The organism is Vibrio sp. R10-SG3-ISO10 (assembly GCF_059834185.1).
The window spans coordinates 154,819-170,847 of record NZ_JCBDHG010000018.1; the positions used below are offsets into that span (position 1 = coordinate 154,819).

Below are 16,029 nucleotides of genomic sequence, written 5' to 3' on the forward strand. Positions count from 1 at the left end.
ATGAATGAGCTATACCCGTGGCTCTCTCCATTATGGACAGAGTGGCAATCAAACCTTCAAGCGGATCGGTTTTCAAATGCCGCTTTATTGATTTCTGAAGAAGGGATGGGTTCTGAGCGCTTAGTAGAGCATTTTAGCCGAGCGGTGATGTGTCAGAACTATCCCGCAGAAGCGTGCGGCTTTTGCCATGGTTGCCAACTGATGGAATCTGAAAGTCATCCAGATTTCCATGTTGTTAAACCAGAGAAGCAGGGTAAGGCTATTACAGTCGAACAAATTCGCCAGTGTAATCGAATCGCTCAGGAATCTTCACAGCTTTCCGGGTTAAGGTTATTTGTTATTGAACCTGCAGAAGCCATGAACGAATCGGCTGCGAACGCCTTGCTGAAAACGCTTGAGGAGCCCTCTGCAACCTGTATGTTCTTGCTGGTCTCCCACCGTAACAACGCCTTGCTGCCAACTATCACTAGCCGATGCCAACAATGGCACCTTACTGCGCCCGAGTCTTCATTGGTGGCTGGTTGGTTAAGTGAGCAAGCAAATAAGCCAGTGCCTGCTTACGCGTCTCACATAAATGGTAATGCCCCGTTAGCCACGCTTGATTTCGTTAATCAAGATAAAGTGTCGCAGTATCTATCAATAGAATCGCAGCTCATCGCACATTGTCAGAATCAAGCGGATGTGACTAAGCTTGCTAAAGAGTTAGCGTCAGAGCCGACTGAATACTTAAGTTGGTTATGGTACCTGCTCACTGATGCGCAGAAAGTGCATTACGGTTTGGCGATGCCCTTCTTTACGCCTGGTGCTGCGCAGTTAGCGAAGGTTGTGGGTTACCAATCTATGTATGTTCAGTCTCAGGAGTTATTAAAACTCTCCGAACAATTAAGAACACATACCGGGCTAAATGCTGAGCTTCTGATTTTGGATTGGCTTTTCAAATTTAACGGGGAAACATGTTTGTAGATTCTCACTGTCATCTAGACAAATTAGACTATCATGATCTTCACCAAGGTATTGACGATGTAGTTGCTAAAGCTAAAGCAGCTAACGTGAGTGAGTTGCTCTCAGTCGGTGTTACTCTGGACTCTTTTCCTAATATGTTGGAGATGATAGAGCCTTATGACAACATTTACGCTTCTTGTGGTGTCCATCCATTAGATGTAGAGAGTGACTTCGCTCTCGATCGCCTACACGAGTATGCATCACATCCAAGGGTGGTGGCGGTTGGTGAAACTGGGCTCGATTACCATTACCAGCCTGAAACGGCTGAGCTGCAAAAGCTGAGGTTTGAGCAACAAGTTGAATTGGCGGTTAAGCTGAATAAACCGCTGATTATACATACGCGTAACGCGCGACAAGATACGTTGGATATTCTCAAAAATGGTAAAGCTGACCAATGCGGCGGTGTGATCCACTGTTTTACAGAGGACTTAGCGTTTGCTGAAGCTGCGATGGATCTTGGTTTTTATATCTCGATTTCTGGGATTGTCACTTTTAGGCAAGCTACAGAGCTGAAAGAAGTGGTAAAAGCACTACCGCTTGAAAGATTGCTTATTGAAACTGACTCGCCATATCTCGCACCCGTGCCTCATCGTGGAAAACAGAACCAACCTGCGTATGTTGTCGAGGTTGCCGCCTACATTGCACAGCTTAAAGGGTGTTCATTGGGCGAAGTTGGAGAAAAGACCAGCGATAACTTTAGAAATCTTTTTTTGAGATAGAAAATGAGTTTTGTATAAAAAAGGAGCTTCGGCTCCTTTTTTTTGTAATCAGCGTCACAGGCAAACGTTTTTTGGCCGTTGTTTACTAAAAATGTTGAAGTTGAGAGCTAAAAAAACTACCTATGTAATTTTGTTACATAAAATAACAACTGTATCTATTTTATTTACCCATCAAAATTAATCGATAGATTTAATATTATCAATAAAAACAGTATGTTGAAGAATTGAAATGCATTTCAGACAGCGCTTTTGATTGTGATCTAGCTATTAGTTTGAAACTAAATTTCGTAACTCGGTAGAAAGATTGATCACCAACAAGATATATTTAGAGGCAGAAAATATAGTGACATAAGTGGTTACATTTTTTCTGGGTGCTAACATTTAAGGCTACGGGGGTGTGCCGTTAGAGCCCAATAATTCTTATAACTTTTCAGGAGCATAAACATGTTTAAGAATCTTTTTGCTAACCTGCAAAAAGTTGGTAAAGCTCTGATGCTACCAGTATCGGTTCTACCAGTTGCAGGTATTTTACTAGGTGTCGGTGCTGCCGACCTAAGCTTCATTCCAGAGATCGTTTCGAACCTAATGGAACAAGCGGGTGGTTCAGTATTCGGTCAAATGGCACTGCTATTTGCTGTGGGTGTTGCACTTGGTTTTACTAACAACGACGGTGTAGCAGGTCTTGCTGCTATTGTTGGTTACGGCATCATGACTGCAACGCTAGGCGTTATGGCTGGTGTTATGGGTGTTGAAAAAATCGATACAGGTGTACTAGGTGGTATCCTTGTCGGTGGTGTGGCTGCTTGGGCATTCAACCGCTTCTTCAAAATCCAACTTCCAGAATACCTTGGTTTCTTCGCTGGTAAGCGTGCTGTGCCAATCATCACTGGTTTCACTGCTATCGGTCTTGGTATCGTTCTTTCTATCGTTTGGCCACCAATTGGCGGCGCGATTGCATCTTTCTCTGATTGGGCTGCTCACCAGAACCCACAAGTTGCATTCGGTATCTACGGTATCGTTGAGCGTTCTCTAATCCCGTTCGGCCTACACCACGTTTGGAACGTACCATTCTTCTTCGAAGCGGGTACTTGTGTTAACGCTGCAGGCGAAACTCAAAACGGCGTACTTACTTGTTACCTAGTTGCTGATGAAGCATCTCGTGCTGCTGGTAATGGCTTCGGTCAGCTAGCTGGTGGATACATGTTCAAGATGTTCGGTCTACCTGCTGCTGCTATCGCTATCGCTCACTCTGCTAAACCAGAGAACCGCGCGAAAGTAATGGGTATCATGGCTTCTGCTGCACTGACTTCATTCCTAACAGGTATCACAGAGCCAATCGAATTCTCATTCCTATTTGTTGCTCCTTTACTATACGGTATCCACGCTCTTCTAGCGGGTTCTGCATACGTTGTTGCTAACACTCTAGGTTTTGTACACGGTACTTCGTTCTCACACGGTCTAATCGACTTCCTAGTTCTGTCTGGTAACTCTCAGAAAATGGGCCTAATGGTCGCTGTTGGTCTTGTTTACGCTGCAATCTACTACGTAGTATTCCGCGCTGTAATCAAAGCAATGGATCTTAAGACTCCTGGTCGTGAAGACGAATCTGAAGAAGCTGCTGTTGCTGCTGGTTCAGACATGGCAGGTGAGCTTGTTGCAGCATTCGGCGGCAAAGCAAACATCACTGGCCTAGACGCATGTATCACTCGTCTACGTGTAGCAGTTGCTGATACAGAAGCTGTTGACCAAGACAAACTAAAACAGCTAGGCGCTGCAGGCGTAGTAGTTGTAGCAGGTGGTGTTCAGGCTATCTTCGGTACTAAGTCTGACAACCTGAAAACTGAAATGGATGAGTGGATCCGTAACCACGGTTAATTCCCACTGACTCATCTAATTTGAAAAAGGAGGCTTCGGCCTCCTTTTTGTTTTTGGAACGGGAGCGCTTCGCTTATGGAACGGGCTTCGCCCTGCGAGAACACTGCGTTTCGAGAACTGGGAACGGACTTCGTCCTCCGAGAGGAGGTTGTTGGTGTCTTATCTCAAGTTGTTGACACTAACTATTCCTGAATAGCAAAATCATCCCGCATCCCGCATCTCACCTTCTGTCCTTATCCTCACCTTTCTCTGACATCTTTTCCCTACAAATACGGATAATTGCACGCTGTTTTATTTTGTAGTAAATGGCATAAGCATGAAGAAATATGGAATCTCCAGTTTAGTTGGCGTTATAGCGATGGTGAGTGGTGTTGCTGTAGCGGCGGAAGAGCCTAAATCGACAGATCTGTCGGTAGGTATGGCCTTGGACCAAGGTTTGAGTGTTGTTGTAGAACTAGATAATCAGTACCGCTTTATTGCAGGTAATGACGGAGGTGCATTTGATTACATTCTTGCTCGCGGCGAGTTCGATGCGAATACCCCTGTGACTTGGTATGTTGGTGCTGGTGCCTGGAGTGAGTGGGATGGTAAAGAGTTTGGTGCTCGCGTCCCGCTAGGATTGAATTGGAATTTGAGCAAAGGCTGGAACATGTACGGCCAAGTGCACCCAGAACTAAACCTATATGGCGGCCCAGAGCTGCAAATTGGTGGTGCACTAGGTGTGAAATACTCGTTTTAATCGCTATGCCTAGCTTAGGCTTAACAGTCGGATGATAGGAAACTTAAAAGCGGACTGTTAGGCCTAGGTTTGCAGAAAACTGATTCATCCAGTCAGTTTTGAATTTGATCACGCACGAGTTCTCTCCGGCTGTCAAATTGCATACACCACTGGTGTCGTTGTCAACGACCGTCCCCAACCAGCGAAGCTGGGTATTGAGTGCTACAGTATTTGAGAACTTGTATTCAAAGCCGCCAAATATACTCGCTGAAAACCCTAGCTCCTTATCAATCCAATCTGCGTCGATATACGATCCCCCCAAACCAATCCCTAAGTAAGAAGAAAACTTATCTTCGATGGGGTAGTAAACACTACTCTGAAAATGTAAGTAATGGATGGTACTACTCGCATTGGTGTTTTCTACGTCTGTGCTTTGCGTTGAGTAGAATAAGCCAAGTCGTCCTGTGTCAAAATCAGTTTCAACCGAGAGCGCGAAACTCTCAGAGCCTTTCAGGTCGAGCTCTTGTTGATTTTGGTCTTCAACGCTACCACCTGCTGTGTATCCAACCCAAGGGGAAAGGTAAACCTCTGCAACTGCAGAAGTGCTAAGGACAGACAAAAACAACATCAAAGGTATTATTTTCATAGCGTTCATTTTTTATCCTTCATTTGGTAACCATATGCTACTAATTGTGACGCTAACGTCATAATTCCGCACGAAAAATAGGTATTAATTGAAGATATCTCACAAGGATGTTATTACTTTGTTACACAATAAGGAGGTGTCTATGGAACACAATCTAAAATTTGCGCTAGTGATTACGGCTGTTATCTTTGCTGTTTTGCTAGGTTTTGGTATTACAGCAATTACTACTGCGTAGCCTATCAATGAAGAATTGCGGTGTTATTACCAACGCTGCTGTACAACTTGACGCTCAACGACTAAAAAAGTACACCGGCGGTAAAAATGCATTGGTTGCTCAAGGGGGTGGCCAAAGAGGGATTTTTACGTCTGGTGTGCTTGATGCATTCCTTCTATCTAATTTTGACCCATTTCATTCTTTCTATGGCACTTCGGCAGGTGCTCTTAACTTGTGCGCATTCCTATGCCGCCAAAGAGGAATAGGGCAATCCTTTATTCTTGATCTTACGACAGATCCAGAGTTCTTCCATTTGTTTCGTTATATCCGACATAAAAAATACATGGGGTTAGACTGGGCACTCGATAAGATCTGCGAGTATCCCTATCGACTTGACATTGACATGGGAAAGAAAGTGCTCGCTAATCGTCAGGCTTATGCTGCAGTCACAGAGACCAATAGGCTGTCTGACCATTACCTCCCTATGTTGCAAGATGACTGGAAAAAAGTGCTGATCGCTACCTGTGCGATTCCCCGTTTGTACGATCAACCTGTACGGTTTGCTCATGGGGAGTATGTAGATGGTGGTGTTTCTGCTTCGATCCCTGTTCAGGAGGCATGGCGAAAAGAAGCCCGTTGTATTGTCGTGATTCGTACCGAGGGAGAAGATTTGACGACGGATACGCTTGAGGTTAATCAAGAGCCTCCCGTCGAGTGGTTGCGTGATTCATTCAATGTGATCCAAGATCACTGGCAAGAAAAATTAACTCGGTGGAAGCAAGACTGGAGTTCGTTTTTTAGCGATCAAGTGCAGAAGTCTCGGCAGGAAAAAACTGAACAAACGCACTTAGAAGCCCTAAACGGTGGACGCTGGTTGTTTGGTGCTGATGATATTTATCGCTTGAGTCATCTGCTGGGAGATAAGTTTGATTCGGGATTAGCAGATATGCTGATGGTGCATTATCAGACTTATTCATTGACTCAAGACTTTTTGCACTCACCGCCGGATGATTGTTTCATCATCCAGATTAAACCCGATCAACCTTTGCGTTCTAGTTCCTTGATGAGTGAACGAGAGGATTTGCTCCATGATTATCAAATTGGGCTCGATGCAGGCTTTCGTTTCGTCGATACCTTTTCCCAATGTATTGCTAAATCCACTTTCTCCCTAAAATGCTAAAGGGAGCACAATGCTCCCTTTGTTGTCTTGAGGCCTTAACTTACGCTGCAAGAATTCGCATACAGTTAGTCGAGCCGACGACGTCCATCACATCTCCTTGGGTGATGATCACCAGATCGCCATCATCAAGAAGTCCTTTCTGTTTTAAGGTTGCCACAGCCGCTTCCGCAGTTTCTAATCCGATATCTGACTTGTCATCAAAAAACACTGGGAAAACGCCTCTATAAAGCGCTGAGAGGTTCAGCGTGCTCTCATTACGAGAAAGAGCGAAGATAGGTAGCCCAGAGCTTAAACGCGACATCATTAGCGCGGTACGGCCAGATTCGGTGAGAGTGACAATCCCTTTGACTCCGCGCATGTGGTTGGCTGCAAACATGGTTGACATGGCAATGGTCTCTTCGCCTGTTTCAAACACGGAGTCCATACGATAACCAGAGCGGTTAACCGCCGACATCTTTTCTGCACCTAAGCAGACTTCAGCCATAGAGCGCACTGTTTCTAATGGGTATTTACCCGCTGCCGTTTCACCAGAGAGCATCACTGCATCAGTGCCGTCTAATACCGCGTTGGCTACATCCATAACCTCTGCACGAGTCGGCATAGGGTTTTCCATCATCGACTCCATCATCTGTGTTGCGGTAATGACAGTTCGATTGAGGGCGCGTGCGCGGCGAATCAGCTGTTTCTGCACCCCGATAAGTTCTGGGTCACCAATTTCTACCCCCAAGTCGCCGCGCGCAACCATCACGGAGTCTGAGGCAAGAATAATGTCGTCAATGTTCTCTTGGCTTTCTACGGTCTCTGCGCGTTCTACTTTCGCCACTAAGCGCGTTTGTAGCCCTGCGTCTGTCGCGAGCCTTCGCGCGTATTTCATGTCTTCGCCATTTCGTGGGAAAGAGACGGCCAAATAGTCAACTTTGATTTCAGCCGCGAGTTTAATGTCATTTTTATCTTTTTCGGTCAGGGCTTCCGCGGACAAGCCACCACCTTTTTTATTGATGCCTTTGTTATTCGACAAAGGCCCACCAATAATCACCTTAGTTCTTACTTGCGACTCGTTAACGCCCATGACTTGTAGCTGAACACGGCCATCATCAAGTAATAAAATATCACCTGCAGATACATCGTTCGGTAGCTCTTTATAGTCAAGCCCGACAGCATCTTTATCACCTTGACCCGCTTCGAGTTTATTATCTAGGGTGAAAATATCACCGATGCTGAGTTGAACCTTGCCCTCTTTGAAAGTAGAGACGCGGATTTTGGGGCCTTGCAGATCGCCAAGAATGGCGACATGAGTGCCCAATTTTGCGGCGATGTTACGAACTCGAGTAGCGCGCTCTCTATGATCATCTGCGGTTCCGTGAGAGAAATTCATTCTCACCACGTTGACGCCAGCTTCTAGAATTGCTTCAAGTACACCAGGTTTATCGGTAGAAGGTCCAAGAGTAGAGACAATTTTTGTTCTTCTTTGGATTGAGGTCATTCGGAGCTCCTTGATTGATGTTGCCGCAAGATGAATTGTATGCGGCATTTATACCAACCAGAACAAATATCTGGTCATTCTTGCTGGTTAAAATCACTGATAGCGGTGTTATAGATTTTGTAGGTAGAGCAACTAGCTATCTGCAATCTATACCTTGCTCTAAGCGATTTTTCCTGCGCAATTATCTGATCAGCTATTTATCCCGATTGGTATTATGATTCAGTTTCCATTCCCAAATGCATTAGTATTAAGTATATACAGGCCTAGCATCTGTGCTGATAATTCAGATGACAATATTGTGTACGACTTTGAAAAGGTGATGGAAGACATATTTATTTATGCAAAAAAATAGGAATGGATTTGTGATAAATCCTTCGCTATTTGATTAGGTACACAAACAAACATGTTTATACGTGACACTTGTCACGGCAATCTATCAAAGCTCTTCACAATTACTTCGCAAAGTAAAAAAATTACCATGTTGTTGATATTCGGAGCACTCCATGTACATGGCTCAACCTGGCCATATTGATCATATCAAGCAGGTCAATGCTGGCCGTGTATATAAACTCATTGATCAAAAAGGCCCAATTTCTCGTATCGATCTCTCGAAGCAGAGTGAGCTTGCGCCTGCAAGTATTACTAAAATTACCCGAGAGCTGATTGAGGCACACCTTATTCATGAAACGACGGTTCAGGAAGCGACCAGTCGTGGCCGTCCTGCTGTCGGTTTACAAGTGAATAACGAAGGTTGGCAGTTTTTGTCGATGCGTCTGGGGCGCGGATATCTGACGATTGCACTGCACGAACTTGGTGGTGATGTCCTGATTGATACCAAAATCGATATCCATGAAGTCGACCAAGACGATGTGTTAGCCCGCCTATTGCATGAAATCGATGAGTTTTTCCAAACTTACTCTGAGCAGCTTGACCGTGTGACCAGTATTGCAATCACGCTCCCTGGCTTGGTCAATTCGGAAAGTGGGGTTGTGCTGCAAATGCCTCACTACAATGTCGAAAACTTACCACTTGGCCCTGAGATTTATAAAGCGACCGGGCTTCCGGTCTTTATTGCTAACGACACGCGCGCATGGGCACTAGCAGAGCGTTTATTTGGGCATTCTCAAGAGAACGAAAACTCGGTTCTCATCTCAATACACCATGGTTTAGGGGCGGGTATCATTCTTGATGGACGTGTTCTGCAAGGTCGCCATGGTAATATTGGCGAACTCGGACATATCCAGATCGATCCTAATGGTAAGCAGTGTCACTGCGGTAATCGTGGCTGTTTGGAGACGGTGGCAAGTTCGCAAGCGATTCGCAATGAAGTTGCTGAACGAATCGCTCAGGGGGAAGCCTCATCATTGTCTGACATTGAAGAAATTTCGGTGGAAGATATCTGTGAAGCTGCTGAAAATGGCGATCCTTTAGCGGTCAATGTGATTGAAAAACTCGGTGGTTACTTAGGATCGGCGATTGCGATTGTGATTAATCTTTTTAACCCTGAGAAAGTGTTGATCGGCGGCGCGATTAATCAGGCCAAAGAGGTGCTTTATCCTGCGATTCAAACTTGCATCGAAGAGCAATGTTTACCCGTTTACCATCAAGACTTAGAGCTGGTGGAGTCGCGTTTCTACAAGCAAGCTACTATGCCTGGCGCTGCATTGATTAAGCAAGCCTTGTATGACGGCCTGCTATTGATGAAAGTAATAGAAGGATAGTGTTTTCTGAGCTGTTGCTCTCCTTTATCTTTCTAGTAAACCCATATAATCTTGAATGATATATGGGTTTATTTTTATCTTAGTCTTGCTATAGACTATTTTTGTTATATACACATTTGTTGGGAAGCAGTATGTCTGGAGTATTAAATACCGTCGATCAGCGAACTAATCTTGTCGGTGAAAACCGGTTAGAGTTGTTGCTGTTTAGTTTGAATAGCCGACAGGTCTTCGCCATCAACGTGTTTAAAGTGCGTGAGGTCATTAAAGTTCCACCACTGACTAAAATGCCAGGCTCCCACCACCATATCACCGGTGTTGCCTCTTTGCGTGGTGTTTCTGTTCCTGTGATTGATTTACGTGCAGCAATTGGTTTCCCTCCATCTCGCCTTGATAACCAAGAAGAGAACCTCATCATCACTGAGTACAACCGTACTGTTCAAGGCTTTCTTGTGGGTCAGGTTCGAAACATCATCAATACTGCATGGACAGAGATCCAGCCGCCGCCGAAAACAGCAGGAAGAGCGAACTATCTCACTGCAATTACGCAAATTAAAGATGGCAAAGGCTCTGAAATCGTCGAGATTATTGATGTAGAGAAAGTACTCGCACAGATTATTGATTACGATATTTCAATTTCTGAAGGTGTTTTAGACAACAACTTAGTCAATGAGATGGTGGGGCGTAATGTCCTTATCGTTGATGATTCTTCAACGGCGCGTTCTCAGGTTAAGGGCACGCTTTCACAGTTAGGGCTGAATATCATTGAATGCCGAGATGGTCTTGAAGCGCTGAATTTGCTTAAGTCTTGGAGTGATGAAGGGAAGAATGTGGTTGAAGAATTGCTGCTCATGATCACAGATGCCGAAATGCCAGAAATGGATGGTTATAAGCTGACTCATGAAGTGCGCTCAGACCCAAGAATGAAAGATCTCTACATTACGCTCAATACGTCACTGAGTGGCAGCTTTAATGAGGCGATGGTAGAGAAGGTAGGCTGTGATCGCTTTATCTCGAAATTCCAGCCAGACTTGCTTGTAGAAGTCGCTCAGGATCGATTAAGAGATATATTATCCTGATAATACTTGTTAACACTTATTGCTGATGCTTATTTATTGCATTGCTGCTATAGTAACCAAGTTATTTTGCAGTGCGAAATGACTAGAACGATTAAATACAACTGTTCATCAGAATCTTAAGGTTGTTTCTATTCATGATATGGTTTACGTCTAAGGTTGTTATGACCTTATGCATGTTACTGTACAGGGAATACAAGAAAAGAAGTATGGAAGCTGAAGACGAGTTGTAACTTGTCAGCGTTAATTCAAAAGGGAGCCTGTGCTCCCTTTTTTGCTTACATGGCTTTAGTGAAAGTCGCGTGATTTACTTCTAAGCCCCTGCAATTTATCTGTCATATCAATCAACCTTCCTGCTATCACATGATGAACCTCGCCTTCTTTTTCCAATATTCCTTTTACCTGTAAGATCTTGGCAGTTAGATAGGCTTCCTTTTGCGCCCGAGCTGTCGCTTTCCACACCACAACGTTGATGTTGCCAGTATCATCTTCTAGCGTGAAAAATGTCACGCCAGCGGCGGTTCCCGGCGCCTGTTTCCCTGTTACCACCCCCGTCACTGTGACCAAAGATTGGTGATCTTTTTGTATCAAATCTTTCATCCGTGTAAATCGCCCCAGCTCACCGGCGTCATCGAGCAAAGTTATGGGGTGTTTAGCGAGTGACAATCCAGTGGCTGCATAATCTTCAAGTAATGTTTGGCTCTCTGAGGGGGTGGCAATGATTTGGCTTTCAGGCTCTTCGATGTTTTGAAACAGAGGTAAATCCGAAAGCGAATCCATCATTGCCCAGCGAGTCTGATAACGGTTATGGCTGAGCATATGCATGGCATTGGCTGAAGCGAGCAATTCGACATCTCGCTTTGATAAGCCGATATGTTTGATCTGTCCTGAATGGGTAAATTGGCCCTTGTCTCTGGCGTGCAATAATTGCTGTGCGCTCTGCTGACTGAGTCCTTTCACTTGTCTTAAACCCAACCGGATAGCCAGTTTATCTTGATGATGGACAACTTGGTGGTCGTACATGGAAGCATTAACGCAAACAGGTAACACGATGACCCTATGTCGCCGCGCATCCTGTACCAGCTGTGAGGCACTATAAAAACCCATCGGTAGGCTATTGAGCAGTGAAGTGTAAAAAGCTTCAGGGTAATAGTGCTTGAGCCAGGCAGAGCAATAAGCGAGCACGGCAAAGGAAGCGGAATGACTTTCTGGAAAGCCATATTCACCAAAGCCTAAGATTTGGTCAAAGATGCGTTCAGCAAACTCCAGTTGATAGCCACGGCTGAGCATGCCTTCTACCAGCTTGGTTTTGAATTTGACTAGGTCGCCACTCTTTTTCCAAGCTGCCATCGCTCGGCGCAGTTGATCCGCTTCACCGCCACTAAAACCGGCAGCAACCATGGCTATCTTGATCACTTGTTCTTGGAAAATAGGTACGCCAAGGGTGCGCTCTAGCACGGCACGAACCTCTTCGGAAGGGTAATCGACCGCTTCTTCTCCATTTCTCCGCTTCAGAAATGGGTGCACCATGTCCCCCTGAATCGGGCCTGGGCGGACAATGGCGATTTGAATCACTAAGTCATAGTAAGTGGCGGGTTTTAAGCGTGGCAGCATGCTCATCTGCGCTCGTGACTCTATTTGAAACACGCCGACCGTGTCTGCACGTTGGATCATCTTATACACCTGCTCGTCATCTTGGCGGCGAGTAATCTCAGCAATCGTTAGTGTTTGGTTATGCAGTCGCTCAACTAAATCAAAGCACTTACGAATCGCAGTGAGCATGCCTAAAGCCAGTACATCGACTTTAAGCAGCTTGAGCGATTCGAGATCGTCCTTATCCCATTGAATGACGGTGCGATCGGGCATTGACGCATTCTCGACTGGAACCAGTTCATACAAGGGCCCAGCAGCAATGATAAAACCGCCGACATGCTGTGAAAGGTGACGAGGAAAGCCAAGAATTTCGTTGACTAGGTTGATGAACTGCTCGCCTTTGAGAGAGTCAGGCTGTAGCCCGAGTTCGACGATTTGAGCTTGCCAACCGAGTGCTCGGTCACGGCGATTAACATTTTTAATAAAGTAATCGAGCTGACTCTCTTCAATGCCTAGCGCTTTGCCTACATCACGCACCGCGCTTTTGAAGCGATAAGAGATCACGGTTGCGGCTAGAGCCGCACGCTCTCGACCATACTTTTGGTAAATGTACTGGATGACTTCTTCACGGCGTTCATGCTCGAAATCGACATCAATATCGGGTGGCTCATCGCGTTCGGCACTGATAAATCGCTCGAATAGCACCGAAATCTGTCTAGGGTCTACAGAGGTAATTTCAAGGCAATAGCACACCACGGAGTTGGCCGCAGAACCGCGCCCTTGGTAGAGGATTCGGTGACGTTTAGCGAACATCACAATGTCGTGGATGGTGAGAAAATAAAACGGGTAGTTAAGCTCATCAATCAGCTTAAGTTCTTTGTCTATTGTTGCCTGAATATCGCTTGGAACGCCTTCAGGAAAGCGCAGTTTCTTGCCATATTCGACCAAAGCGGTGAGGTAGCTCATTGGAGTATAGCCATCGGGAACCAGCTCGCTAGGGTATTCGTATTGCAGATCACCTAAGCTAAATTCGCAGCGCTCGGCGATTTTTACGCTCTCTCGCAGCCATTCAGGTTTAAATAGCTTGGCGAGTTTTTCCTGACTACGCAGGCTTCTCTCTGTATTGGTTAGTCGCTGTTCGCCTAATTCATTAACGCTACACCCGGACTGAATAGCGGTCAGCGTATGCTGTAGAGGCAAACGGGTTGCAGTATGCATGAGCACGCCACCACAGGCGCTAATCGGTAGTTGTATCTCTTGAGCGAGCTGCTCGCAGTGTTCAAGGTATTGTTTATCATCAGATTTGAGGTGGCGCTGAATACCTAGCCACAGTCGGTGTTGATGATGCTGAGCAAGCCAGTTTCCCCATTTATGGTCACTGGATGTATGACTGGGTAACCAGAGGATGAGGCAGTGCTTGGCGGACATTAAGTCCCATTCAGAAAGTTGATAGCTGCCTTTCTCGGAACGCCTTCTCGCATTGGTGATGATACGGCAGAGCTCAGCGTAAGCCTCTCGGTTTGGGCACAACAACACGACCTGACACTCTTGGTTAAGCCAGAACATACTGCCGACAATAAGCTCAATATTAAGCTGATGCTTCTTGCTTGCCGTGTAAGCACGTACCACACCAGCAACTGAGCATTCATCTGTGATCGCTAAGGAGTGATAACGCAGAAAATCTGCTTGCAAGATCAGCTCTTCAGCATGTGAGGCGCCAGTGAGAAAAGAGAAGTTACTTTGACAAAAAAGCTCAGCGTAAGACATCACATTCGCTCCGGACTAACAAAACAATCCATGGACAAACCAGTGCTTGTCTTGATTACGAAATACCCATAACCAGCGCCCTTGCTCACTACGAGCGACAAAGTAATCGCGGGTCATATCATCACCGTCCCACCAGCCTGTTACGAAGCGTTCAGGGCCTTGCATGATGGAGACTTTCTCTTGTAAAGGTTCTGGCGTAGGCAAAACAATATTCGGTCGCAGTCTTTGGCTTGCTGCCTTGGTTGGAATAGGCAGGGTAGGGTCACAGAGAAAGGTGGCTTTTTCTGGACGAGGGTCGTGACTATGCGCCACTTTACGCACCTTATCTTTGCCCAATTTTGCCTGTAGTAAGCCAATTAGCTCTAACTCAGTTTGCTCGCCTTGAAAGCCTTTAAATAGATCTGCGCTGGTGGACTCAAGCTCTCCACTGCGAATCAAACGCAGCGTCAGCCCCTGCACGGGAGCATCGAGCTTTAATGATTCCATTGTGAGTTGGCAGAGCGTCATCCAACGTGTAGCAAGGTAATCGCCACTGGCAGAGTAAAATGTCACCGACGCATCGTCTTTGTCTCTTTGATGTAAGATCAGCTCTAACTCATAGCCAACTTGGTTACGTAGTGTCAGAAACCATTCCAGCTTGGTGAGTAGTTTAGCGAGCGGTTTTTCTAGCCACTGAATGTTTTCAATATCAAAGAGTAATTCTTGATAGTTTTCGAAGTGCTCTGGTGGGTGGTAGAAATCAATAGGGTGCTTAAACTGCCCCATCAATTTGCCCACATAGTTGACCAAATCAATATCAAAGCGTCGAGCGAGATCTTTGATTGGGATGTCGAGCAAATCGCTGAGTGTCGTGATGCCAACCCGTTGGAGCTTTTCCACCGTCTTGCTATCAAGCTCGGTTGCACTAAGAGGAAAAGGTTTGATGATCTGGATGAGTTGCTCTTTCTCTAGAGTCAGTAGGGCAGCATTGGCTTTTCCTAAGGCGATAGCCGAGAAAGGAGAGAAGCCGCTCGAATAAGAGTAGTTAAGCTGAAGTTGCGTTAAATGCTGTGAAACGCGCTGCCAATAGGGTTCTAGCCCACCGTAGAGTGACAACATATTGGTGGCTTTGAGTAACACGCCTTGCGGTGGCAACAGACAAATATCTGAGGTGACCATATATAGCCACTGGGCAATATCAAGCAGAGTTTGTTGCTCAACCTTTTCATCATAAGGGTGAACTTGAAGCTGGTGACACATCGCACTCGCACTGCCTAAACCCATGCCCGTTTGTACCCCTTGTTGACGGGCGATTTCATTACATTGGACGATCTTAAAGCGCTTAGATTCAACAATCGCCAGTGGCAAAGATGCCTGCTCTGAGAAAAGTGCATCAAGTTGTAGAGTTGGAAAGTGTAGGTAGATCCAGCTTTGCATAACTACCCTTGCTGACGAATTGGGAAAGGGATAATTACAGGCGGTTTAGGTTGTAATGTCAGGCTAGGCCAAGCTGCACTCATATCAATCACAAAGCTGCCTTGCGACCAACCACCTTTACGTTTGGTGATGGTAATTTCTACTCCCAATGCGTGTGGAAGGAGTGTCATACTTAAACTGACAGGCAGTGAAAACAGACTCTTTTGGGCCGTTTTAAAGATAAAGTGCAGGCAGTTTCCATGTTCACTAGCAACCTGTAGGCGTCTTGCTTGATGAACTTCTAATTCGGGATGCCAAAGCAATACATTGCTGCATGCACCACTGCGTAAACATTGTTCGGCAGCCCAAAGTGCTTCTTTATCATTTTGTGGGTAGATGAGGAGGACTTTATTGTTATCTAGACCTTCATTATTAATCTGCTCAGCACACAGGTAACCAGGAGGCTGAATGAAAACAGATAACCTCTCTTGGCTGGTGTTTTTTAGGTGCGGCAAAAGTAGGCGTAATTCACCAATACTGGCGTCACCTTGCAGCTCGACAACCCCATGCTTAGGAAAGCCGCCTTCCAGCTTTTGATCTAAAAGATCATGCCCAGTCGAGTAGTAGTTTCCGCTGTCGGGTG

General features: G+C 45.7%; 13 protein-coding genes. 8 read left to right on the plus strand and 5 right to left on the minus strand.

Annotated elements, in window-relative coordinates; translation table 11 throughout:
* The 4 genes from holB to AC6R16_RS09950 all read left to right on the plus strand — a co-directional run bounded on the left by holB (nucleotide 1) and on the right by AC6R16_RS09950 (nucleotide 4,335).
* Entirely contained in the window at nucleotides 1–963 is a 963-nt protein-coding gene (gene holB / locus AC6R16_RS09935; RefSeq protein ID WP_500641773.1) for a DNA polymerase III subunit delta', read from the plus strand.
* Nucleotides 954–1,721, plus strand: coding sequence for a TatD family hydrolase (locus tag AC6R16_RS09940; protein ID WP_500674284.1), 768 nt, complete (start codon nucleotides 954–956; stop codon nucleotides 1,719–1,721). The genes holB and AC6R16_RS09940 overlap by 10 nt, the downstream gene beginning before the upstream one ends.
* Nucleotides 1,722–2,165: 444 nt before the next feature.
* On the plus strand, nucleotides 2,166–3,596 hold the full coding sequence (gene ptsG, locus AC6R16_RS09945) for a PTS glucose transporter subunit IIBC (RefSeq protein ID WP_500641775.1): 1,431 nt from the start codon (nucleotides 2,166–2,168) through the stop codon (nucleotides 3,594–3,596).
* Between the two features lie 316 nt (nucleotides 3,597–3,912).
* Complete coding sequence (locus AC6R16_RS09950; protein WP_500674285.1) at nucleotides 3,913–4,335, plus strand: hypothetical protein; 423 nt, start codon at nucleotides 3,913–3,915, stop codon at nucleotides 4,333–4,335.
* Nucleotides 4,336–4,378: 43 nt separating this feature from the next.
* Here the strand turns inward: AC6R16_RS09950 and AC6R16_RS09955 are convergent, their stop codons facing one another.
* Nucleotides 4,379–4,969 carry an outer membrane protein gene (locus AC6R16_RS09955; RefSeq protein ID WP_500674286.1) on the minus strand — a complete coding sequence of 197 codons (591 nt, stop codon included), beginning with the start codon at nucleotides 4,967–4,969 and terminating at the stop codon, nucleotides 4,379–4,381.
* Between the two features lie 133 nt (nucleotides 4,970–5,102).
* Between AC6R16_RS09955 and cydH the strand changes: the two genes are divergently transcribed.
* Both cydH and AC6R16_RS09965 read left to right on the plus strand, forming a co-directional pair.
* Nucleotides 5,103–5,195 carry a cytochrome bd-I oxidase subunit CydH gene (cydH, locus tag AC6R16_RS09960; protein ID WP_004746619.1) on the plus strand — a complete coding sequence of 31 codons (93 nt, stop codon included), beginning with the start codon at nucleotides 5,103–5,105 and terminating at the stop codon, nucleotides 5,193–5,195.
* 7 nt (nucleotides 5,196–5,202) lie between these two features.
* A complete protein-coding gene (locus AC6R16_RS09965) occupies nucleotides 5,203–6,354 on the plus strand; it encodes a patatin-like phospholipase family protein (protein WP_500674287.1) in 1,152 nt (383 codons plus the stop codon).
* A gap of 40 nt (nucleotides 6,355–6,394) precedes the next feature.
* Here AC6R16_RS09965 and pyk read toward each other — a convergent pair whose 3' ends face one another.
* Nucleotides 6,395–7,837, minus strand: coding sequence for a pyruvate kinase (pyk, locus tag AC6R16_RS09970; RefSeq protein WP_004746621.1), 1,443 nt, complete (start codon nucleotides 7,835–7,837; stop codon nucleotides 6,395–6,397).
* Nucleotides 7,838–8,340: 503 nt separating this feature from the next.
* Here pyk and mlc point away from each other — a divergent pair.
* Together mlc and AC6R16_RS09980 are read left to right on the plus strand one after the other, a co-directional pair.
* A complete protein-coding gene (gene mlc / locus AC6R16_RS09975) occupies nucleotides 8,341–9,558 on the plus strand; it encodes a sugar metabolism global transcriptional regulator Mlc (RefSeq protein WP_500641779.1) in 1,218 nt (405 codons plus the stop codon).
* A gap of 131 nt (nucleotides 9,559–9,689) precedes the next feature.
* A complete protein-coding gene (locus AC6R16_RS09980) occupies nucleotides 9,690–10,634 on the plus strand; it encodes a chemotaxis protein CheV (RefSeq protein WP_004746626.1) in 945 nt (314 codons plus the stop codon).
* A 285-nt stretch (nucleotides 10,635–10,919) separates the two neighbouring features.
* On the opposite strand, the gene AC6R16_RS09985 is transcribed toward AC6R16_RS09980, so the two are convergent.
* The 3 genes from AC6R16_RS09985 to imuA all read right to left on the minus strand — a co-directional run.
* Entirely contained in the window at nucleotides 10,920–13,991 is a 3,072-nt protein-coding gene (locus tag AC6R16_RS09985; protein WP_500674288.1) for an error-prone DNA polymerase, read from the minus strand.
* Between the two features lie 15 nt (nucleotides 13,992–14,006).
* Nucleotides 14,007–15,407, minus strand: coding sequence for a Y-family DNA polymerase (locus AC6R16_RS09990; protein WP_500674289.1), 1,401 nt, complete (start codon nucleotides 15,405–15,407; stop codon nucleotides 14,007–14,009).
* Between the two features lie 2 nt (nucleotides 15,408–15,409).
* Nucleotides 15,410–16,029, minus strand: a 620-nt coding sequence (gene imuA / locus AC6R16_RS09995; RefSeq protein WP_500674290.1) for a translesion DNA synthesis-associated protein ImuA, incomplete at its 5' end; no start/stop codon positions are given.

Bases quoted from the DNA above. Each gene is read 5' to 3' on its own strand.
- holB (WP_500641773.1), top strand. From the start codon at position 1: ATGAATGAGCTATACCCGTGGCTCTCTCCATTATGGACAGAGTGGCAA.
- AC6R16_RS09940 (WP_500674284.1), top strand. From the start codon at position 954: ATGTTTGTAGATTCTCACTGTCATCTAGACAAATTAGACTATCATGAT.
- ptsG (WP_500641775.1), top strand. From the start codon at position 2,166: ATGTTTAAGAATCTTTTTGCTAACCTGCAAAAAGTTGGTAAAGCTCTG.
- AC6R16_RS09950 (WP_500674285.1), top strand. From the start codon at position 3,913: ATGAAGAAATATGGAATCTCCAGTTTAGTTGGCGTTATAGCGATGGTG.
- AC6R16_RS09955 (WP_500674286.1), bottom strand. From the start codon at position 4,969: ATGAACGCTATGAAAATAATACCTTTGATGTTGTTTTTGTCTGTCCTT.
- cydH (WP_004746619.1), top strand. From the start codon at position 5,103: ATGGAACACAATCTAAAATTTGCGCTAGTGATTACGGCTGTTATCTTT.
- AC6R16_RS09965 (WP_500674287.1), top strand. From the start codon at position 5,203: ATGAAGAATTGCGGTGTTATTACCAACGCTGCTGTACAACTTGACGCT.
- pyk (WP_004746621.1), bottom strand. From the start codon at position 7,837: ATGACCTCAATCCAAAGAAGAACAAAAATTGTCTCTACTCTTGGACCT.
- mlc (WP_500641779.1), top strand. From the start codon at position 8,341: ATGTACATGGCTCAACCTGGCCATATTGATCATATCAAGCAGGTCAAT.
- AC6R16_RS09980 (WP_004746626.1), top strand. From the start codon at position 9,690: ATGTCTGGAGTATTAAATACCGTCGATCAGCGAACTAATCTTGTCGGT.
- AC6R16_RS09985 (WP_500674288.1), bottom strand. From the start codon at position 13,991: ATGTCTTACGCTGAGCTTTTTTGTCAAAGTAACTTCTCTTTTCTCACT.
- AC6R16_RS09990 (WP_500674289.1), bottom strand. From the start codon at position 15,407: ATGCAAAGCTGGATCTACCTACACTTTCCAACTCTACAACTTGATGCA.